Source organism: Stutzerimonas sp. VN223-3, assembly GCF_045999685.1.
In the GTDB taxonomy this organism is placed as follows: Bacteria; Pseudomonadota; Gammaproteobacteria; order Pseudomonadales; family Pseudomonadaceae; genus Stutzerimonas; species Stutzerimonas stutzeri_AR.
Genome location: NZ_RBEC01000002.1, coordinates 78,036 through 99,707 on the forward strand (window position 1 = coordinate 78,036; position 21,672 = coordinate 99,707).

The following is a 21,672-nucleotide window of genomic DNA, read 5'->3' on the forward strand; positions in this document are numbered from 1 at the left end:
GTATAGGTTTTCCATTTTTGCCCCAACTCAGGAGCGCTCTTTCAAAGTCAGGCTACGCGGGCGCTCAAGCCACCCACCCTCTCCGTCAGGAACGATTTCAAGCACATCCACCTCGGCTTCGCTGATTTCAACGATACGGCCGTGATTGCGCCCCAGATAGTCACCGACCTTGACTCGGTGAACCCCGTCGCCACCTTTTATCAAGGCGTATTTACCGGCATCATTGGTCAGCGTGCCGACCATGACGAAATTTTCGATATTGAATTCTTCCAGGAACTGCTTGATACGCGTTTCGTCAGGCCGAATGTCTTTCGAGCCTTTCTGCCGCTGCGTCAGATCTATCTTCGTTGGCGGCTGAAACGGATGTCGCAGGGACGCAGCACTGTAAGTGAACGCCTCATACGGCAGGAACGCTGGCAGCGGCTCGATCGAGCCTTTTGGCTTGGCCCGTACCTCGTCCATGTATGCTCGCAAATCGTCGAAGTTGCCATTGCCACCACATCCGGCCAGCAGAGCCAGGCCCAAGCCCAGCGCGATAAGTCGGGCTCCATTCATTTCTGCAGCCCCTTGTCGTTATAGCGATACGTCTTGGCCAAGATACTCATGCGCAACTTAGAAGATGAATCCTTGCTTTCAGGTGCAATTTCGAAGTCATGCAAAGTGACGATCCGCGGCAGGCTCGACACTCCACTGACGAAAGTCGCCAGGTCGTGGTAGCTTCCGATCACCTTAATTTGTATCGGCAGTTCGATATAAAACTGCTGGATCACCTCCGGCAGTAGTTTGATTTCTTCGAACTCAAGCCCGCTACCTAAACCGGTACGAGTTATATCCTCAAGCAAACCAGGCACTTCAGTGTCGCTGGGCAACTGGCGCAGCAAGGCACCAAACGACGCTTCCATCTCGACCATCTGAGCTTTGTAGGCTTCGAGGTTCGCAGCTTGGAAAGCCTTCGAGGAGAACTGCTGCTTCAATGTCTCTTCTTGCGCCCTTTGCTGCTCAAGGCTGACCTGCATATCACTGAGGTAGAAGTAATAGCCACCTCCGAGAACCAGAACCATCAGCAGTATCGCGGCAATGACCTTTACCGCCGCAGGCCAGGAACCAAGATTATTCATATCCAGATCGGACAAATCGACGCTGCGGAGGCTCTCCATGGAGCTCGCCAGACTCATGGCTTATCTCCTTCGGTAGCAGCTGCCGGCTGCGTTTGCTGTACGGTGAGCTGGAAGACGTTCTCCTGCTCGACAGCGCCCGCGGTGACGGCCTTCACTTCGTTCAGATTTGGCGCTTCCAGCCATTCAGAGCCGTCCAAGTTGCGCATCAGGTTAGAGACCCGGTTGTTGGATTCCGCGCCACCGACAATGGCGATATTCTTGCCGGTCATCTTCAAGCCGGTGAAATACACGCCATCGGGCAGAGTACGTACCAGCTGATCGAATATCCGACCGATGATGGGCCGATTGCCCTGCAAGTCCTGAATGATCTTCATCCGCTCAAGCAATTGCTGCCGACGCTCTCGCAATTCTTTGATTTCCACGATCCGTGCATCCAGTACGGCAATCTCTTTGCGGACGAAATCGTTGCGCGCGTTCTGCTGCTCGATGGCGTGAGTAAAATATTGATCCGCGAGAAACAGCATGCCCACCGCCACGAGGGCAACGCCTGCGAGGGAAACCAGGAAGCGCTGCTTACGCTCTTCGCGAAGCTGCTCACGCCAGGGCAGAAGGTTAATCTGGGCCATCAGTCGAAACTCCTCAACGCCAACCCGCAGGCAATCATCAGGGACGGCGCATCGCTGGCGAGAGCGCCCGCGTTGACCTTGCTGCTTAAGGCCATATCGGCAAACGGGTTGGCGACTAAAGTCTGGGTTCCGATTTTCTGCTGAATCAACCGATCCAATCCGGGAACCGAAGCAGTTCCGCCCGCCAGAAGGATGTAGTCCACGTCATGGAACTGCCCCGCTGCGAAGAAGAATTGCAGCGAGCGTGACACCTGCTGAACGACTGCTTCCTTGAACGGTTGCAACACTTCGCTGTCGTAGTCATCTGGAAGGCCACCCTGTTTTTTCGCCAGGCCAGCTTCCTCCATCGACAGACCGTATCGACGCTGAATTTCTTCGGTAAGCTGCCGTCCGCCAAACAGCTGCTCGCGCGTATAAATGGTGCGACCGTTGTGCAACACGCTCAGCGTGGTCATGGTGGCGCCGATATCCACGAGCGCGACGGTGAGCTCATCGTGACCAGCATCCAGCTGCGGCGCGAGCAGCCCGTAGGAGCGCTCCAACGCATAGGCTTCGACATCTACGACCTTGGCGGTCAGCCCTGCCAAGGCGAGAGCCGCCTCGCGAATTTCCACGTTCTCCTTACGGCACGCTGCGAGCAGCACCTCAACACGGCCGGGAGAACGAGCTGCAGCCCCCTGCACCTCGAAGTCGATCGCAACCTCTTCGAGCGGATAAGGAATGTACTGGTCTGCTTCTATCTTCAGCTGGTTTTCCAGGTCGTCGTCGGTCAGACCTGCTTCCATCTCGATGCTTTTGGTGATAACTGCCGAGCCGGAAACTGCTACGGCGGCCGACTTAACCCCAGTTTTAGCCTTGGTCAGCAACCGGGTCAGCGCCTGACCCACGCCCTCCAGCTCGGCGATATTCTTTTCCACCACAGCATTTGGCGGAAGCGGTTCGACTGCATAAGACTCAACCCGATAACGGGAGCCCGAGCGGCTTAATTCGAGTAGCTTGACGGATGTCGAACTGATGTCGATCCCAAGCAGCGTGTTCGCTTTCTTCGTGAAGAGCCCTAGCACGGCCGATTTCCTATCTTTATCCGCTACTTACGGATTAATTATGTTTATCCACATTAGATAACAGCCTTGACAGAAGCGCAAATGGCTCCCCAGCAAAAAATCCGCTTATAATGTGACCGGTTTTCCCTTTCGGCATCGTCTGCGGCTTACACCCCATTCCCCACCCTGGATTCAACGAACCCTGATGCGTTTCCTGAAGTTTTTCTTATGGTCGTGCTTGGCTATTTTCTGCGGACTTCTGCTCAGTCTCAGTGGCGCTTTTCTCTATCTCGGCCCTAATCTGCCATCGGTCGAATCGCTACGCAGCATACAGCTCCAGATTCCTCTGCGTGTCTATAGCAATGACGACAAGCTGATCGCCGAGTATGGCGAAATGCGCCGCTCCCCAATTGGCTTCGATGAAATACCTAAAGACTTCATCGCCGCGCTATTGGCGGCCGAAGATGACAACTTCGCGAATCATTATGGCGTTGATGTTTCCAGCCTGATGCGCGCTGCCACGCAATTATTGAAAACCGGCGAGATTCAGACCGGCGGTAGCACCATTACCATGCAGGTTGCGAAGAATTACTTCCTCACCAGCGAGCGAAGCTTTTCACGCAAGATCAGCGAAATTCTTCTAGCTCTGCAGATCGAACGAGAGCTGAGCAAGGACGAAATTCTTGAGCTGTACGTCAACAAAATCTACTTGGGCAACCGCTCCTACGGCATCGAGGCGGCAGCTCATGTTTACTACGGAAAATCAATTGGCGAGCTGAGCCTGGCACAAATGGCAATGATCGCTGGCTTACCCAAGGCTCCATCGGCGTTTAATCCGCTGGCCAACCGAGAGCGTGCCAAGGAAAGGCGCGACTGGATTCTTGGGCGCATGTATGGGCTTGGGTCAATAGACGAATCCCGTTATCAGCAAGCGATGGCGGAAATCGTGGACGCCTCCTATCACGGCTCCTCACCAGAGCTCGACGCCCCTTATGTAGCCGAGATGGCACGCGCCGAGATGGTTGGCCGCTTCGGCAGCGCCGCCTATACCGATGGCTTTCGCGTCTACACGACGCCCACTAGCGAGCGGCAGGTCGCTGCCAATCGATCCCTTACGCAGGGACTGATCGAATATGACCAGCGTCACGGCTATCGAGGGCCGGAAGCCCAACTGGGGGGCACTGATCGTGAAACCTGGCTTAAGGAACTTAGCGAGTATCGAAGCCAATCCGGCCTGCTACCCGCTGTTGTCAGTCAGATTTCCAACGACGCAATCCAGGTCATGCTCCGTGATGGTACCGAGCGAAGCGTTAGCTGGGACAGCATGAAATGGGCTCGCCCATTCATTAATACCAACAGCCTTGGACCGCAACCCAAGGCTCCCTCCGACGTGGTCAAGATGGGAGACGTCGTCCGCGTTCTTATCTCGGATGGTGAATTGTTGTTCAGCCAGACACCCCAAGCCCAGGCTGCTCTGGTATCGATCGACCCCCTTGACGGATCCATCGAAGCGCTGACCGGCGGCTTTTCTTTTGGTCAAAGCAATTACAACCGCGCCATTCAAGCAAAACGTCAGCCAGGCTCCAGCTTCAAACCCTTCGTCTATAGTGCGGCACTGGACGCGGGATTCACAGCCGCGACCTTGGTTAACGATTCGCCCATCGTTTTTGTCGAGGAAGATCTAGACCGTGTTTGGCGGCCAAAAAATGATAACAACACGTTCCTTGGCCCAATCCGTCTGCGCGAAGCACTTTATAAATCCCGCAATCTAGTCTCGATTCGCCTACTGCAGACCCTTGGAATTCCAGACACTATCGACTACATCAAACGCTTTGGATTTAAAGCCGAAGACCTGCCTGCGAATCTATCACTGGCGCTTGGTACAGCGACCCTAACGCCAATGGAAATTGCCATCGGCTGGACCGCGTTCGCGAACGGCGGCTATAAGGTGGATCCCTATCTCATCGAGCGCATCGAGGATCGAGACGGCAAAGTAATATTCGAAGCAAACCCGGCACGCGTACCCGAGGACAGCACTGCTCGTTCAGCTCAGGCAGAAGAAGATCAAGCAGCGATAACCACCTATGCACAGAGCGACAAACCGCTAATTAGCGATTCGGAGCTAGTCAAGCAGCCGCCAGTGTACGCCGAGCAAATCATCGACGAACGCACCGCCTATATCATGACCAGCATGCTGCAGGACGTTATCAAGCGCGGGACAGGCAGAAGAGCCCTGGCGATGGGCCGTGGTGATATTGCGGGCAAGACCGGTACTACCAATGAATCCAAGGACAGCTGGTTCTCTGGTTATAACGCAGACATCGTAACGACCGTCTGGGCCGGCTTCGATCAGCCGCAGAGCCTAGGTCGTCGGGAATACGGGGGGACGGTGGCGCTGCCTATCTGGATGAAGTATATGAGCTCGGTACTGGAAGGCACGCCCGAACATGCACCTCCAGAGCCAGAAGGAATCATGACGCTGCGAATCGACCCCAAGAGTGGTCGTGCAGCCGCCCCCGGAACGCCCGACGCCTATTTCGAACTGTTTCGAAGCGAAGACTCCCCGCCTAACATGGACGAGTTGGCTCCGGGCTCCGTTGTGCCCGGCAGTCCGCTGCCGGCATCCGAGGCAGCACCGCTCGACCTGTTCTGAAGGTCCGAGACATACTGTTCAAACACGGCTGAAAGCTGGCTGGCGGATGGATCCGCCAGCCAGCTTGAGGGCGAAGGCCCCGAAGTTATTTTTCATACCCGGCAAGCCCCATGGCTTTAATGCCGAACGCGAAACGTCGTCCTTGCAATGAAGGTAATCAGCCGGCTCCTGGAAAAGCGATAGCAGACAAAACAAAACCCCGACCGAAGGGCCGGGGTTTTGTTTTGTCTGCTACCAGCCCTGCCGAAGCAGAGCCTTATTCAAGAACGAGCGGTGTCCAGCTAGCCGTTGAATACGTCGTCAACCGATTTCAGCGGATAGTTCGACGGATACGGCAGCGTCGCCACGCCGCTTTCGATCGCGGCTTTGGCCACGGCATCCGAAACCAGGGTGATCAAGCGGGGATCCATCGGCTTCGGAATAATGTATTCGCGACCGAACTGCAGCTGATCGACACCATAAGCAGCCGCGACTTCCGCCGGAACCGGCAGCTTGGCTAGATCGCGCAGGGCAACTGCAGCAGCGATCTTCATCTCTTCATTGATGCGTGAAGCCCGAACATCCAACGCCCCACGGAAAATGAACGGGAACCCCAGCACGTTGTTGACCTGGTTCGGATAATCCGAACGGCCAGTGGCCATGATTACGTCGGAGCGGGTTGCGTGCGCCAGTTCCGGGCTGATCTCGGGATCGGGGTTCGAGCAAGCGAACACTACCGGGTTCGCCGCCATACGCTTGAGACCTTCGGCACTCAGCAGATTGGCGCCAGACAGACCGACAAAGACGTCGGCGCCGTCGAGCGCGTCATCTAGGGTGCGCTTGCCGGTTTCATGGGCAAACACAGCCTTGTATTGGTTCAAATCGTCCCGGCCGGCGTGGACTACGCCCTTGCGGTCGATCATGAAGATGTTCTCGATCTTCGCGCCCATACTGACCAGTAGCTTCATGCAGGAGGTTGCCGCAGCACCAGCACCCAGGCAGACGATCTTGGCTTCCTCAAGCGTCTTGCCCGCGATTTCCAATGCATTGAGCATGCCTGCTGCGGTCACGATGGCGGTTCCGTGCTGGTCATCGTGGAACACCGGAATATCGCACTGCTCGATCAAAGCCCGTTCGATCTCGAAGCACTCGGGTGCCTTGATGTCTTCCAGGTTAATTCCACCGAAGGTGATAGAAATACGCTTGACCGTATCGATGAACGCCTGCGGGCTTTCCGCATCGACCTCGATGTCGAACACATCGACGCCGGCGAAACGCTTGAACAGAACACCTTTGCCTTCCATCACGGGCTTGGAGGCCAGAGGCCCCAGATTTCCCAGGCCAAGAATTGCCGTGCCATCGGAAATTACCGCTACCAGGTTGCCTTTACCGGTGTATCGGTAAGCCAGTTGCGGATCGCGGGCGATTTCTCGTACCGGCTCCGCTACGCCAGGACTATAGGCCAGCGACAGATCGCGAGCGGTGGAGGTGGGCTTGGTCAGCTCGACACTCAGCTTTCCCGGACGGGGCTGCGAATGATAGTCGAGAGCGGCAGTTTTCAGGTCAGTCATGAGGCATTCCGCTTATTTTTTCTGGGACAGACAGGCGGTCGAGGATACGCCAAGATCGATCGCCGTCACAAGCCAATGGGAAAGCTGCCTGTCAAGAGCTCGGCCTACGACTTTCAGCTGACGGGCGAGCCAACTACTCCGCATTCCCGCGTAACCCGGGACTCACGTCAGGGTAGCGGAGCAAGCATCGAAGGATGGTCGACCTGAAGCATCCAGCGGGCCTGCCGCGACAAATCCGCACGCCCCTTACGATCAATCACCCACCCTCTCGCCTCAATCTCCCTGCCTGGCAAATCCGATAGCGAGTACTCAGTGAACGCCGCAGCGGCCCGATAGGGAATCTTCAATACCATCGAGCCTTTCAGCTCCAGCCAGATACCACCCCGATTCTTCTCCAGCCGATCGACACGCGCCTTCACAACCGCAAAGCCACCTCGGCGCAAGCGCTCGGCTGCAATTATCGGCGACTGACGCCATACCCCCTTTCCAGTGGCACGAGCCTTGCGCTCGGCGCCTCGATGGCAGCTCGCCAACAATGTATTTGGCGCAATGGCGACGAAATAGCCCAACCCTTCAGCGAGCAGGGCAGCTTCGAGATTCTCGCCGCGCTCATTGAATACATGGGCTAGAACCCGACCGTAATGGTCTTTGGCGTCCTGGCCAAGACGCAGATTTACATGTCCATCACTGGCGCTGATCAGTGCCTGCAGACGCCGCTTGGCCGCCTCTGCAAAGGGTTCGGCGTTGCGACCTTTGCGTCCTACTTCAGGTGCGTTCAGACCAATGAGCCGGACATTGCGTCCGTCTTCCAGACGAAGCGTGTCGCCGTCGATGACCTTTGCCACAACCACTTGAGACAGCGGACCGCTGACAGAACAAAGCGCCTGCGCCTGCAGGCTGAAAATGGCGGAAACGAAAAAGGCGCCCACTAGGGACGCCTTTTTTAGGTGCACGGAAAGCCTCATGGGACTCCCGTCGCGGCGCTGCTTACTTGGCGCCGAACACACCGAAACGCTGCTTGAAGCGGTCGATACGGCCGCCGGTATCCAGCACTTTCTGCTTGCCGGTGTAGAAAGGATGGCACTCGGAGCAAACGTCGATGCTCATGTTCTTGGCCAGCGTGGAACGAGTCTTGATGACGTTGCCGCAGCTGCAAGTGGCTTCGATTTCTACGTAGTTAGGATGGATATCGGCTTTCATGGAAGAATCCTCTAAGACTTGTGCCGCCACCCGACCCTATGTCGAGTACCGCACGGAAGGACGCGGATGATACCAGAGCAGGGTGTCGATGCAAGCGCAGGCGGTCGCGCGGCTGGGCAAGGCGGGGATACCTGCCGCTTTGCATGCGGCTCGACGATTGTTAGCGGGTCGGCGGGCTGCCGGATCGTTTACCATCTACATCCGTCGTCAAGGACCTCCGTGTGCCTCAGCCCATACTTCGCCTCGCGCTGCCTTCTCCCCTGCGCAGACTTTTCGATTACCTGCCACCAGCGGGCGTGCCCTACGCCGTATTACGGCCCGGCATGCGGCTACGTGTACCCTTTGGGCGACGCGAGGCGATCGGCGTTCTGGTGGAGCTGGTGACACACAGCAAAGTGCCCGAAGGGAAACTCAAACCCGCGCTGGAACTCCTCGACGCCCAACCGCCACTGCCATCTGCACTGTTCAAGCTGTGTCTATGGACAGCGCAGTACTACCAACACAGCCTCGGCGATACCCTCAATTGGGCGCTGCCGGTGCTGCTGCGTCAGGGTGAGCCTGCCGAAGCGCGGCAGGAGCGCTTCTGGCATGCCGCGACCGGCGCACGGCCAGAAGATCCGCGACTGAGCCGAGCGCCGCGCCAGCGCGAGGCGCTGAAAGCCATCGCCCAGCACCCGCATGGTGTCGCCCATTCCCTGCTGAACCAACTCCAGCTGAGCAAAGACAGCCTCGACCTGCTGTTGCAGAAAGGCTTGCTGCGGGTCGAGACGCGGCGCAACCACCAGTCCCCACGACACCAAGGCAGCTGGTTGCTGCAGCCTGAGCTGCCGCTTAACCAGGAACAGCGCGCCGCGTTCGAGGCCATCCGTGCCGGCTTCGATGGCTTTCAGGTGGCGCTGCTGGCAGGCGTCACCGGCAGTGGCAAGACTGAAGTCTATCTGCAGCTCATCCATCGAGTGCTCGAAGCCGGCAAACAGGCACTGGTGCTGATTCCTGAAATCAACCTCGGCCCGCAGACCCTGGCCCGCTTCGAGCAGCGCTTCAATGCCCGCATCGCCTTGCTGCACTCCAACGTCAATGACCGAGAACGACTGGACGCTTGGCTGGCGGCGCGCGATGGCGAAGCCGACATCATCATCGGCACCCGCTCGGCACTGTTCACGCCGATGAAGAATCCCGGCCTGATCATCCTCGACGAGGAACACGACGCCTCCTATAAACAACAGGAAGGCCTGCGCTATCACGCCCGCGATCTGGCGGTGGTCCGGGCACGCCAGGAAAACCTGCCGATCCTGCTGGGCTCGGCCACCCCGTCACTGGAAAGTCTGCACAATGCTCACATTGGTCGTTATGCACTGCTCAAGCTGACCCAGCGCGCTGGCGGCGCACAAGCTCCGCGCTTCCTGCGCCTGGATGTAAAAAGCCGGCCGCTGGACTCCGGCATCTCCGGCCCGTTGCAGCAAGCCATGGCACAGACACTGGCGGCCAGGCAACAGGTGCTGGTGTTTCTCAACCGCCGCGGCTTCGCTCCCTCGCTGCTGTGTCACGACTGCGGCTGGCTGAGCCAATGCCCGCGCTGTGACGCTCGGATGACACTGCATCAGCGCCATAACGAGCTGCGCTGTCATCATTGCGGCCATGCGGAGCGACCACCGTCGAACTGCCCGGACTGCAGCAAAGTCGATCTGCGTCCCGTGGGCGCCGGTACCGAGCGCGCAGAGGACAGACTCAGCGTCCTGTTTCCCGACTACCCGGTGCTGCGTATCGACCGCGACAGCACATCACGTAAAGGTTCGATGGAGCAGCTGTTAGCCACCATCAACCGCGGCGAACCCTGCCTGCTGGTGGGCACCCAGATGCTCGCCAAGGGGCATCACTTCCCCCGCGTTACTCTGGTCGCGATTCTCGACGCCGACGGCGGGTTGTTTTCCGCCGACTTCCGCGCCAGCGAGCGAATGGCCCAGTTGATCGTCCAGGTGGCCGGCCGTGCAGGGCGCGCCGAGGAGCCGGGCAAAGTCATCATCCAGACCCATCTCGCCGATCACCCGCTACTGGTCCAATTGACCGAACAGGGCTATTTCGCTTTTGCCGACCAGGCACTGAGCGAACGCCGCGCGGCCGGCCTACCACCGTTCAGTCATTTGGCGCTGCTACGCGCGGAAGCACCGAAACCCGGTCAGGCCGAGGATTTTCTCGATCAAGCCTGCAGCCAGGCGGAACAGCTGATAGCACAGCTGAGTCTTTCCGGCGTGGAGTTGCTGGGTCCGGTTCCGGCGCCAATGGAGCGACGGGCCGGGCGGTTTCGTGCGCAACTGCTGTTACAAGCCAATGCCCGAGCGCCTCTGCATAAGCTGATGAGCGCCTGGTTGCCCATGGTGGAAACGCTCCCCGGCAGCCGAACGGTGCGCTGGTCGCTGGATGTCGATCCAATCGACCTTTTTTAAGCATTGAGCATCAAGCAGGAGCAAGAGCGCTGCTTGCCTCAAACTGCAGCTTGAAGCGTGTCGCTTGCACCTGCTTCCAATGGCTTGTAGCTTGCCGCTGCTCTTATAATGCGCAGTTTTCGACCAAAGCCTTCGGGCCTACCGAGCAAATGATGAAAGACAGCATTCGCCATCTGATCCAGCAAGCCCTCACCCGCCTCACCGCTGAAGGCGTGCTGCCCGAAGGGCTGACGCCAACGATTCAGGTGGAGAACACCCGCGACAAGACCCACGGGGACTTCGCCAGCAACATCGCCATGATGCTGGCGAAACCGGCTGGAATGAAGCCACGCGACCTGGCGCAAAAGCTGATCGAGGCATTGCCGGCGGACGCCAGTATCAGCCAGGTCGAAATCGCCGGCCCCGGATTTCTCAACTTCTTCCAGAACAGCGCAGCGCTGGCCGAGCGCCTTGACGCCGCACTTGTCGATCCGCACCTATGTGTGAGCAAGACGGGTCCGGTGCAACGAGTCGTCGTCGATCTGTCCTCACCCAACCTAGCCAAGGAGATGCACGTTGGCCATCTGCGCTCGACCATCATCGGCGACGCGGTTGCGCGGGTTCTAGAGTTTCTCGGCGACGAGGTGATCCGTCAGAACCATGTCGGCGATTGGGGCACCCAGTTCGGCATGCTGCTGGCTTACCTGGAAGAAAATCCTGCCGCGGCCGAAAGCGAGCTGTCCGATCTGGAACAGTTCTATCGCGCGGCGAAGCAGCGTTTCGACGACTCCGCCGCGTTCGCTGAGCGCGCCCGTGAATTGGTGGTGAAGCTGCAAGCCGGCGATACCGACTGCCTGCGCCTGTGGACTCGCTTCAACGAGATTTCCCTTTCACATTGCCAGAAGGTCTACGACCGGCTCAACGTCAAGCTCACGCCAGCGGACGTCAAGGGCGAAAGCGCCTACAACGCCGAGCTCGGTGAGATCGTCGCGTCACTCAAGACCAAGGGCCTGTTGAGCGAAAGCAACGGCGCCCAGTGCGTGTTTCTCGATGAATTCAAGAACGCCGAAGGTAATCCCCTTCCCGTGATCGTGCAAAAGGCGGGCGGCGGATATTTGTATGCCACCACCGACCTCGCATCCATGCGTTACCGTAGCCAGCAGCTGCACGCTGATCGTGCCCTGTATTTCGTCGATCAGCGACAAGCTTTGCATTTCCAGATGGCTTTTGAAGTCGCACACCGCGCCGGCTTCGTGCACAGCGGGATGCAACTCGAGCATATGGGTTTTGGCACCATGAATGGCGCCGATGGCCGCCCGTTCAAAACCCGCGACGGCGGCACGGTGAAGTTGGTCGACCTGCTCGACGAGGCAGAACAGCGCGCCTACAGCCTGGTGAAAGAGAAGAATCCTGATCTAGACGAAGCTGAACTGCGGAGCATCGCTCGTGCCGTGGGCATCGGCGCGGTGAAATACGCAGACCTGTCCAAACATCGCACCAGCGATTACAGCTTCAACTTCGAACAGATGCTCAGCTTCGAGGGCAACACCGCGCCCTACCTGCTTTACGCCTACACCCGTGTCGCCAGCGTGTTTCGCAAGCTAGGGACAGGGATGGAGGGCCTTGCCGGCACGATCCAGCTCGACGCGGAGCAAGAACAGGCGCTGGGCGCCAAACTGGCGCAATTCGCTGAAGTGCTCAACGGCGTCGGCGAGAAGGGTGTCCCACACTTGCTGTGCAGCTACCTATACGATCTCGCCGGGCTGTTTTCCAGTTTCTACGAGCATTGCCCGATACTCACCGCGGAGAGCGAAACCGTGAAACAAAGTCGCCTGCGCCTGGCTGCCCTCACCGGCAAGACCCTCAAGCAGGGCCTGGAATTGCTGGGCCTGGAAACCCTGGAGCGGATGTAAGTGGTCGCCAAGAAGAAACCCGCACCGAAGCGCGGGGCGAGCCGTTACCAGGCACCCGCGAAAAAGCCCGTTCCCGGCTGGATATGGTTGCTATGCGGCCTAGTGATTGGCGGTTTCATCGTGTTCCTGATGAATCTGCAACCCGGCGGGGACGAAATCAAGCGTGCCAAGGATGCACCCCAGCCCAAAGAGCAGCCGAAGCGCTCACCGCCAGCGACGGGCCAATCGGTCAAGCCGAAATATGACTTCTACACACTGCTGCCGGAGTCGGAAGTGATCCTGCCACCGGAGGAGCCCAAGCCGGAAGCACCAGCGCCAGTCACGCAGGAAGAGGCCGCTAAGATTGACGCGGCCCGCGCCGAAGCCGCTTTGAATGGAAAGGTCCCGCCGCCCCCGCCTACCGTGGCGAAAGCGCCGGTCACGCAGTTCTTCCTTCAAGCGGGTTCGTTCCGGCAGAAACCAGAAGCCGAAAAGGTCCGCGCGCAGATCATCCTGCTCGGCCAGGACGTGCGCGTCGAAAACGTCACGGTCCGTGATGAAGTCTGGTATCGAGTACTGGTCGGACCCTATGCCGACCGGGATCAGCTCGGCAAAGCGCAGAAGACCCTAGCTGCAAGCGGTTACAACAACCTGCTGCTCCAGCAACGGCAGGCGCGCTGATAGCGAATCGGGAGGCACAACGCCTCCACGATCCGTCCGCATGTTGGCTATTTGTCTCCAGGTACGGAGCGGGGCCAGTGACAGATGTTGCCTGAGCGGCCTAGCTTTCCCGTGGCGCGTAAGCGAAGACATCGGCGCGCATCTGTGTCGCATCCATCCCCGCTTCAACCAACGCGTCGAGCGTTCCGTAAATCATCGCAGGCGAGCCGCTGGCATAGACATGCAAGGATCTGAGATCGGCGAAATCCTCGCAAACAGCCTCATGCAGCATGCCGCAACGCCCGTCCCATCCACAGACGTCGCTAACCACCTGATGCAGGAATAGATTCGGCATGCCTTGCCATTCGTCCCAATGCGTTAATCGATAGAAATCTTCCGGTCGCCGCACGCCCCAGTACAGATGCACCGGATGGGTAAACCCCTCGGCCCGGCAATGCTCGATCAGACTGTGCATTTGCGCCATTCCAGTTCCTGCCGCGATCAGCACCAGCGGGCCATCCGGAAGCTCGGCGAGATGAGCGTCGCCAAACGGCATTTGCACCTTTACCAAGCCTTGCCGACGAATGAATTCGAGCAGCTCGACAGCCGAGCTCTCGCGCGCCAGCACATGGAGCTCCAGCTCGCGCCCCCGGTCGGGAGCGGACGCCAGCGAGAAGGCGCTGAATTCGCCATTTTCCCGCTCCAGCAGCACGTATTGCCCGGCGTGATAGCGTGGCGGCTTGCCTGCCGGTGCACGCAGCAACAGACGAAACACGTCGCCACCGACCTCTTGGCAGCTGATCAGCTGACAGCTCAGCGTCCGCACCGGCAACTCGCCCGGAGCGAGAACACCATCCCAGAGCAATACGCAGTCTTCTTCGGGCTCGGCCAGACATGTGAAGACCTCGCCGTGGTCGACGCTTTCTCCGTGTTGACGCACCTGGCCACTGACCAGCAGCGCCGCACAAATCAAGCAATTGCCGTTGCGACAGGCCTGAGGACACTCGTAGCCCAACCGGCGCGCGGCATCGAGGATCCGTTCGCCACGCTCGACTTCAAGCACGGCGCCGGAGGGTTGCAAGGTAACTTTCATGAACTGGAAAACCTGAATAGACAACAGCTGATCATCAGTCGATGCCCAGCTCGGCCCAGAGTTCGTCGACGCGGCGCTTGACCGCTTCGTCCTGAACAATGGCGCGGCCCCACTCACGAGTGGTCTCGCCCGGCCATTTATGGGTGGCATCGAGCCCCATCTTGCTGCCTAGACCGGAGACTGGAGAGGCGAAATCGAGGTAGTCGATCGGCGTATTTTCGATCAGCACCGTGTCGCGCTTCGGATCCATACGTGTGGTGATGGCCCAGATCACGTCGTTCCAATCGCGCGCGTTGATATCGTCATCAGTGACGATCACGAACTTGGTGTACATGAACTGCCGTAGAAAGCTCCATACGCCGAGCATCACCCGCTTGGCATGGCCAGGGTACTGCTTCTTCATGGTCACCACCGCCATGCGGTAGGAGCAGCCTTCCGGCGGCAAATAGAAATCGGTGATTTCCGGAAACTGCTTTTGCAGGATTGGCACGAAGACTTCGTTGAGCGCCACCCCGAGAATCGCCGGCTCGTCCGGCGGGCGGCCTGTGTAGGTGCTGTGATAGATCGCATCGCGACGCCTGGTGATACGCTCGACGGTGAAGACGGGGAAGCGATCGACTTCGTTGTAATAGCCGGTGTGGTCACCGTAGGGGCCTTCATCGGCCATTTCGCCAGGTTGGATGTAGCCCTCAAGCACAATCTCAGCGCCAGCCGGCACCTGCAGATTACTGCCACGGCATTTCACCAGCTCCGTGCGGCTACCGCGCAACAGGCCGGCGAAGGCGTATTCGGAGAGCGAATCGGGCACCGGGGTAACCGCGCCGAGAATGGTCGCCGGGTCCGCCCCGAGCGCCACCGCAACCGGATAGGGACGGTCAGGATATTTTTCGCACCACTCGCGATAATCCAGCGCGCCGCCACGATGGCTGAGCCAGCGCATGATCACCTTGTTGCGGCCAATTACTTGCTGACGATAGATACCAAGGTTCTGCCGCTCTTTGTTGGGCCCCTTGGTGATGGTGAGGCCCCAGGTAATCAGCGGTCCGGCGTCGCCCGGCCAACAGGTCTGCACCGGCAGCGCGGACAGGTCGACATCATCACCTTCCAGAATTACTTCCTGGCAGGCCGCATCCTTCAGCATCTTGGGCGCCATGCTGATGACTTTCTTGTAGATCGGCAGCTTGCTCCAGGCGTCCTTGAGGCCTTTCGGCGGCTCCGGCTCTTTCAGAAAGGCCAGCAGCTTGCCGATCTCGCGCAGCTCCGAAACGTCCTCGGCGCCCATCCCCAGCGCTACGCGCTTGGGTGTGCCGAACAGGTTGCCCAACACCGGCATATCGAAGCCGGTCGGGTTCTCGAAGAGCAGCGCTGGACCCTGTTTACGCAGGGTACGGTCGCAAATCTCGGTCATTTCCAGAACGGGAGAGATGGCGGTCGAGACGCGCTTGAGTTCGCCGCGCTGTTCCAAGCCACTGATAAAGTCGCGTAAATCGCGATACTGCATGCTTGAGCCTCGCATCGGCCGGCAAGTGTCGAGGCGCAGAGTTTAGCCTTGGCGCGGCCGATTCCAAACCTGCAGATAGACGAAGGCCGGGTTTCCCCGGCCTCGGTGGCGCGACCGGACGCTTACTTACGCTTCATCGACATGAAGAATTCGTCGTTGGTCTTGGTGTCCTTGAGCTTGTCCAGCAGGAACTCGATGGCGGCGCTTTCATCCATCGGATGCAAGAGCTTGCGCAGAATCCAGATGCGCTGCAGCTCTTCCTCGCTGGTCAGCAGCTCTTCACGGCGAGTACCCGAACGATTGATGTTAATCGCCGGAAATACACGTTTCTCGGCGATGCGACGATCGAGTTGCAGCTCGAGGTTGCCAGTGCCCTTGAATTCCTCGTAGATCACCTCGTCCATCTTCGAGCCGGTTTCCACCAGCGCGGTGGCGAGAATGGTCAGGCTGCCGCCTTCCTCGATGTTGCGCGCAGCGCCGAAGAAACGCTTGGGCTTCTCCAGGGCGTGAGCATCGACACCACCGGTCAGCACCTTGCCGGAGCTCGGAATCACAGTGTTGTAGGCACGCGCCAGACGCGTAATGGAATCCAGCAGAATAACCACGTCCTTCTTGTGCTCGACCAGGCGCTTGGCCTTTTCGATCACCATTTCCGCAACCTGCACGTGGCGGGTCGGCGGCTCGTCGAAGGTCGAGGCGACCACTTCGCCGCGCACGGTGCGCTGCATTTCGGTCACTTCTTCCGGGCGCTCGTCGATCAGCAGAACGATCAGGTGGCACTCGGGATTATTGCGGGTGATGTTGCTGGCAATGTTCTGCAACATGATGGTCTTGCCCGCTTTCGGCGGAGCGACGATCAGCCCGCGCTGGCCCTTGCCGATCGGTGCGCAAAGGTCAATCACGCGACCGGTCAGGTCCTCGGTGGAGCCGTTGCCGGCTTCCATCGTCAGACGCTGGTTGGGGAACAGCGGCGTCAGGTTCTCGAACAGGATCTTGCTCTTCGCGTTCTCCGGCCGATCGAAGTTGATCGTGTCGACCTTGAGCAAGGCGAAGTAACGTTCGCCTTCTTTCGGCGGGCGAATTTTACCGACGATGGTGTCACCGGTACGCAGATTGAAGCGGCGAATCTGGCTCGGCGAGACATAGATGTCATCAGGCCCGGCGAGATAAGAAGAATCCGCAGAGCGCAGGAAGCCGAAGCCATCCTGGAGAATCTCCAGCACGCCGTCACCGGAGATTTCCTCACCGCTTTTCGCGTGCTTCTTTAGCAGGGAGAAAATCACGTCCTGCTTGCGCGAACGGGCCATGTTGTCGATGCCCATCTGTTCGGCCATTTCCAGCAGTTCGGTGATGGGCTTTTGCTTAAGTTCGGTCAGATTCATAGAAAGAGTCAGGAAGGATGAAGAAAGCGATTAGCTTGAGAAGCCGCGCAGCAAGAGACGAACTGGTTCGTTGTGCTTTATGAGGCTGAAGTGCGTCGGCGACGGCATGCAGGGGGCGACGGAGAAGCGTCGCAAGGCCGAATTTAGCATCACGCAGGCGAAGCGTCCACCCTGCCATTAGAAAAAAGCCCCCGCATTTGCGAGGGCTTTGAAAAGAAGAGCTTTTTAACTTAGATGTTGCTGTCGAGAAACGCAGCCAGCTGCGACTTCGACAAAGCGCCAACCTTGGTGGCTTCGACGTTGCCGTTCTTGAACAACATCAGGGTCGGGATACCGCGCACGCCATACTTTGGCGGGGTTTCCTGGTTTTCGTCGATATTAAGCTTGCAGACCTTGAGCTTGCCCTCGTAGTCCTTGGCAATCTCGTCGAGTACCGGAGCGATCATTTTGCATGGACCACACCACTCGGCCCAGTAATCGACCAGAACAGGACCGTCCGCCTGGAGCACATCCTGCTCGAAGCTGCTGTCGCTGACATTGTTGATGTACTCGCTCATGGAATTTCTCCAGGGGTCAAAACCGAAAGTGATGCCATCATAGCCCGGCTTGATGCGGACCGAAAGTCGCAGCCCGTCGCTCGGGCAATTGGCGCATCGCCGCGAACCTGGCTATTAGCACAGGACCAGGATGGTGCTGCATGGTGCTGCGCATTGGCGGATAACGACGATCATGTCAGGATGTCGGCGTTTTGCACAGAGACTGACCCATGCGCCCACCAGCCGCCGAACCCTCTCCGATGATCGCCGCCCTCGATCTCGGATCGAACAGCTTTCACATGGTGCTGGCCCGCACCAGCAACGGAGAGATGCGTATCATCGAGCGGCTCGGCGAGAAGGTTCAGCTGGCTGCAGGCATAGATGAGAACCGCTTGCTCGACGAGCAAGCCATGCAGCGCGGCCTCGACTGCCTGCGCCGCTTCGCCCAACTGGTCAATCATTTGCCCCAGGGAACGGTTCGCGTGGTGGGCACCAATGCCCTGCGCGAGGCCCGCAATCGTGCGCAGTTCATTCGCCAGGCCGAGACGATCATCAACCATCAGGTCGAGGTGATATCCGGCCGCGAGGAAGCGCGGCTGATTTATCTTGGCGTATCGCATACCTTTCCCGCGGCCCCTGGCAAACGGCTAGTCGTCGATATCGGTGGCGGCAGCAGTGAGTTCATCATCGGCCAGGGCTTCGATTCGCTGCTGCGCGAAAGCCTGCAAATGGGTTGCGTGAGCTTCACCCAGCGGTTCTTCCGCGATGGCAAGATTACCCCCGCGCACTATGCCCAGGCCTACACGGCAGCGCGGCTGGAACTGATGAGCATTGAACACGGCCTGCGCCGGCTCGGCTGGCAGGATGCGGTCGGCGCATCCGGCACCATACGCGCCGTCGGGCTGGCGATCAAGGGTGCCGGTCTGAGCAACGGCGAGGTCACCAGCGATGGGCTCGGCTGGCTCAAGCGCAAGATGTTCAAACTGGGCGACGTGGAAAAGCTCGACATGGACGGCATCAAGCCCGACCGCAAGAGCATCTTTCCAGCCGGCTTGGCAATTCTCGAGGCGATTTTCGATGCGCTGGAGCTCACCAGCATGGCCCACTCCGAAGGCGCGTTACGCGAAGGCGTGCTCTACGACCTCATCGGCCGGCATCACCAGGAAGACATCCGCGACCGCACCCTGAGCTTTCTCATGGAGCGTTACCACGTCGACACCGAACAGGCAGCTCGGGTCGAAAGCAAGGCGTTGGAAGCCTTCGATCAGGTGTCGGCCGACTGGGGCCTGGATGAAGATTGGCAGCGCGAATTACTTGGCTGGGCGGCGCGCATCCATGAAGTCGGCTTGGACATCGCGCACTACCACTATCACAAGCATGGCGCCTACCTGATCGAGCATTCCGACTTGCCGGGATTTTCGCGTCAGGACCAGCAGATGCTGGCTCTGTTGGTTCGCGGCCATCGCCGCAACATACCCAAGCAAAAGTTCGAGGAGCTGAGTGAGGATGGCATCAAGTTGACCCGCTTGTGCGTGCTGCTGCGCTTCGCCATTCTTTTCCATCACATTCGCGGGCCGCAGCAGGCGCCGGCATTTCAGCTCAAGGCAGACGACAGCAGCCTCGACGTGGCCTTCCCCGACGGCTGGCTGGAAAACAATCCGCTGACTCAGGCCGATTTCGCTCAGGAAGCCGACTGGCTCAAGCGCATCGATTTCAACCTGACGGTGCGCTGATCGCCTCCGCAAATCGGCCCACCAGCCTGACAACGGACCCTTGACCGGATCAGCGAGCGGTCGGGCTACCGAGGCGCTCCAACAAGGTGTTTTGCACATTGCGCGGGTTCTGGTTTCCACTCGGACTGTTGCGCAGATAGGTGCCGTCAGGTTGCAGCGTCCAGCTCTGGGTGTTGTCCGTGAGGAAGCCTTCGACCTCCTTCTTCACACGAGTGACCAGCTTCTTGCCCTCGACGGGGAAACAGGTTTCGACGCGACGATCCAGGTTGCGCTCCATCCAATCGGCGCTGGATAGGTAGAGCTTCTCGTCGCCGCCATTGAGAAAGTAGAAGACCCGGCTGTGCTCGAGGAAACGACCGATAATCGAGCGCACCTGGATGTTGTGCGACACCCCGACGATTCCCGGACGCAGGCAACACATGCCGCGCACGACCAGGTCCACACGCACCCCGGTCTGGCTGGCCTTGTACAGAGCGCGAATCATCTTCGCGTCGGTCAACGAATTGACCTTGAGGATAATGTGCGCCGGCTTGCCTTCGCTTGCATGCTGGGTTTCCTGCGCGATCATGTCGAGCAGTGTTTTTTTCAGGGTGAAAGGCGCATGCAGGAGCTTCTTCATGCGCATGGTCTTGCCCATACCGATCAACTGGCTGAACAGCTTGGACACGTCTTCACAGAGCGCATCATCGGATGTCAGCAGGCTGTAGTCGGTATACAGCCGCGCATTGCCGGCGTGATAGTTGCCGGTACCCAGATGGGCGTAGCGTCGCAGCTCGCCGTTCTCGCGACGCAGGATCAGCATCATCTTGGCGTGGGTCTTGTAGCCGACCACGCCGTAGATCACTACCGCGCCGGCCTGCTGCAGTCGGCTCGCCAACTGGAGGTTGGATTCTTCATCGAAGCGCGCGCGAAGCTCGATCACCGCGGTAACTTCCTTGCCATTGCGCGCCGCTTCTACCAGCGCGTCGACGATCTCGGAGTTAGCGCCGGAACGATAAAGTGTCTGCTTGACGGCAAGCACGCAAGGGTCCTTGGCAGCCTCACGCAAGAGGTCGACCACAGGCGTGAACGACTCGTAGGGATGCAGCAACAGGATGTCCTGCTTGCCGACGACATTGAAGATGTTTTCGCTGTTCTGCAGCAGCTTGGGGATTGCGGGTGTAAACGGCGTGTACTGCAGTTCCGGATGACTATCCAGACCGGTGATACCGAACAGTCGGGTCAGGTTGACCGGCCCGTTGACCCGATAGAGTTCGCTCTCGCTCAGGCTGAACTGCTTGAGCAGGAAATCCGCGAGGTGATTGGGGCAGGTATCGACCACCTCCAGCCGCACCGCATCGCCGTAACGCCGGGAGATCAGCTCGCCGCGCAGCGCCCGTGCCAGATCCTCGACATCCTCGGTATCCACGGACAGGTCGGCGTTGCGCGTCAGGCGGAACTGATAGCAGCCCTTGACCTTCATGCCGTGGAACAGATCGTCCGCGTGCGCATGAATCATCGATGACAGGAACACGTAGTTGGCGCCCGCTCCCCCGACTTCTTCGGGTACGCGAATCACCCGGGGCAGCAGACGCGGCGCCGGAATTATCGCCAGCCCCGAATCGCGACCGAAGGCATCGATGCCTTCCAGCTCGACGATGAAGTTGAGGCTCTTGTTCACCAGCAGCGGGAACGGATGGGTCGGATCCAGACCGATGGGGGTGATGATCGGCGCGATCTCGTCGCGAAAATAACGGCGCACCCAGGTCTTGATCTTGGCCGTCCAGTAGCGGCGGCGGATGAAGCGCACCTGATGCTTGGCCAGCTCGGGCAGCAGCACTTCGTTGAGGATCGAATACTGTCGGCTAACCTGCTCATGGACCAGTTCGGAGATCCGCGCCAGCGCCTGGTGCGGCTGCAGACCATCAGCGCCTGCCTGCTCACGGGCGAAGGTGACCTGCTTCTTCAGCCCGGCGACGCGAATCTCGAAAAACTCATCGAGATTGCTGGAAAAGATCAGCAGGAACTTCAGCCGCTCCAGCATTGGATAGGACTCATCCAACGCCTGCTCCAGCACCCGGATATTGAATTGCAGCTGCGACAGCTCACGATGGATATAGAGGCTGCTGTCGTCCAGGTTCGGCACCGGTTGCACCGGTGCGGTGACTGGCGCTTCCTCTACCCTCTCCGCCTCGGGTAGCACTTCCTGGGATGGTTGCGCCTCGCTGACGGGCAGCTGCAATTCGCTCTCGCTGAGTCCCTGGTTGGTCATCGATCTGCCTC

At 59.0% G+C, this 21,672-nt stretch carries 17 protein-coding genes; 5 read left to right on the forward strand and 12 right to left on the reverse strand.

Going from position 1 to position 21,672, the window contains the following annotated elements:
- Nucleotides 1-27 precede the first annotated feature (27 nt).
- The 4 genes from pilP to D7241_RS09195 are packed head-to-tail and all read right to left on the reverse strand — an operon-like array spanning nt 28 to nt 2,808.
- Nucleotides 28-555: a type 4a pilus biogenesis lipoprotein PilP gene (pilP, locus tag D7241_RS09180; RefSeq protein ID WP_255980072.1), complete on the reverse strand. Its 528-nt coding sequence runs from the start codon at nt 553-555 to the stop codon at nt 28-30.
- Entirely contained in the window at nt 552-1,175 is a 624-nt protein-coding gene (gene pilO, locus D7241_RS09185; RefSeq protein WP_255980070.1) for a type 4a pilus biogenesis protein PilO, read from the reverse strand. The genes pilP and pilO overlap by 4 nt, the downstream gene beginning before the upstream one ends.
- Nucleotides 1,172-1,744 (reverse strand): type 4a pilus biogenesis protein PilN, encoded by a 573-nt coding sequence (gene pilN, locus D7241_RS09190; RefSeq protein WP_408101272.1) that lies wholly within the window; start codon nt 1,742-1,744, stop codon nt 1,172-1,174. Before pilN ends, pilO begins: the two co-directional genes overlap by 4 nt.
- Nucleotides 1,744-2,808, reverse strand: a complete 1,065-nt coding sequence (locus D7241_RS09195; RefSeq protein ID WP_408101273.1) for a pilus assembly protein PilM — start codon at nt 2,806-2,808, stop codon at nt 1,744-1,746. Before D7241_RS09195 ends, pilN begins: the two co-directional genes overlap by 1 nt.
- Nucleotides 2,809-2,992: 184 nt before the next feature.
- On the opposite strand from D7241_RS09195, the gene D7241_RS09200 reads away from it, so the two are divergent.
- On the forward strand, nt 2,993-5,440 hold the full coding sequence (locus tag D7241_RS09200; RefSeq protein ID WP_408101274.1) for a penicillin-binding protein 1A: 2,448 nt from the start codon (nt 2,993-2,995) through the stop codon (nt 5,438-5,440).
- 281 nt (nt 5,441-5,721) lie between these two features.
- Here the strand turns inward: D7241_RS09200 and D7241_RS09205 are convergent, their stop codons facing one another.
- From D7241_RS09205 to rpmE, 3 genes are all read right to left on the reverse strand, one after another.
- Nucleotides 5,722-6,990, reverse strand: a complete 1,269-nt coding sequence (locus D7241_RS09205) for a malic enzyme-like NAD(P)-binding protein (RefSeq protein WP_255980062.1) — start codon at nt 6,988-6,990, stop codon at nt 5,722-5,724.
- 167 nt (nt 6,991-7,157) lie between these two features.
- Nucleotides 7,158-7,955: a thermonuclease family protein gene (locus tag D7241_RS09210; RefSeq protein WP_408101275.1), complete on the reverse strand. Its 798-nt coding sequence runs from the start codon at nt 7,953-7,955 to the stop codon at nt 7,158-7,160.
- A 22-nt stretch (nt 7,956-7,977) separates the two neighbouring features.
- On the reverse strand, nt 7,978-8,190 hold the full coding sequence (gene rpmE / locus D7241_RS09215; protein ID WP_122167025.1) for a 50S ribosomal protein L31: 213 nt from the start codon (nt 8,188-8,190) through the stop codon (nt 7,978-7,980).
- A 221-nt stretch (nt 8,191-8,411) separates the two neighbouring features.
- Between rpmE and D7241_RS09220 the strand changes: the two genes are divergently transcribed.
- The 3 genes from D7241_RS09220 to D7241_RS09230 all read left to right on the forward strand — a co-directional run bounded on the left by D7241_RS09220 (nt 8,412) and on the right by D7241_RS09230 (nt 13,186).
- Nucleotides 8,412-10,634, forward strand: a complete 2,223-nt coding sequence (locus D7241_RS09220; RefSeq protein ID WP_408101276.1) for a primosomal protein N' — start codon at nt 8,412-8,414, stop codon at nt 10,632-10,634.
- A gap of 152 nt (nt 10,635-10,786) precedes the next feature.
- Complete coding sequence (gene argS / locus D7241_RS09225; protein ID WP_408101277.1) at nt 10,787-12,526, forward strand: arginine--tRNA ligase; 1,740 nt, start codon at nt 10,787-10,789, stop codon at nt 12,524-12,526.
- Nucleotides 12,527-13,186, forward strand: coding sequence for an SPOR domain-containing protein (locus tag D7241_RS09230; RefSeq protein WP_408101278.1), 660 nt, complete (start codon nt 12,527-12,529; stop codon nt 13,184-13,186).
- A 100-nt stretch (nt 13,187-13,286) separates the two neighbouring features.
- Here the strand turns inward: D7241_RS09230 and D7241_RS09235 are convergent, their stop codons facing one another.
- The 4 genes from D7241_RS09235 to trxA form a co-directional block, all read right to left on the reverse strand.
- Nucleotides 13,287-14,258 carry a CDP-6-deoxy-delta-3,4-glucoseen reductase gene (locus D7241_RS09235; protein ID WP_408101279.1) on the reverse strand — a complete coding sequence of 324 codons (972 nt, stop codon included), beginning with the start codon at nt 14,256-14,258 and terminating at the stop codon, nt 13,287-13,289.
- A 34-nt stretch (nt 14,259-14,292) separates the two neighbouring features.
- Nucleotides 14,293-15,759, reverse strand: a complete 1,467-nt coding sequence (gene ubiD, locus D7241_RS09240) for a 4-hydroxy-3-polyprenylbenzoate decarboxylase (RefSeq protein WP_408101280.1) — start codon at nt 15,757-15,759, stop codon at nt 14,293-14,295.
- Between the two features lie 122 nt (nt 15,760-15,881).
- Nucleotides 15,882-17,141, reverse strand: a complete 1,260-nt coding sequence (gene rho / locus D7241_RS09245; RefSeq protein WP_256047780.1) for a transcription termination factor Rho — start codon at nt 17,139-17,141, stop codon at nt 15,882-15,884.
- Between the two features lie 230 nt (nt 17,142-17,371).
- Nucleotides 17,372-17,698, reverse strand: a complete 327-nt coding sequence (gene trxA, locus D7241_RS09250; RefSeq protein ID WP_021207111.1) for a thioredoxin TrxA — start codon at nt 17,696-17,698, stop codon at nt 17,372-17,374.
- A 209-nt stretch (nt 17,699-17,907) separates the two neighbouring features.
- On the opposite strand from trxA, the gene ppx reads away from it, so the two are divergent.
- Nucleotides 17,908-19,410 carry an exopolyphosphatase gene (gene ppx / locus D7241_RS09255; protein WP_408101281.1) on the forward strand — a complete coding sequence of 501 codons (1,503 nt, stop codon included), beginning with the start codon at nt 17,908-17,910 and terminating at the stop codon, nt 19,408-19,410.
- Between the two features lie 49 nt (nt 19,411-19,459).
- Here ppx and ppk1 read toward each other — a convergent pair whose 3' ends face one another.
- Nucleotides 19,460-21,661 (reverse strand): polyphosphate kinase 1, encoded by a 2,202-nt coding sequence (gene ppk1 / locus D7241_RS09260; protein WP_408101282.1) that lies wholly within the window; start codon nt 21,659-21,661, stop codon nt 19,460-19,462.
- Nucleotides 21,662-21,672: the final 11 nt, after the last annotated feature.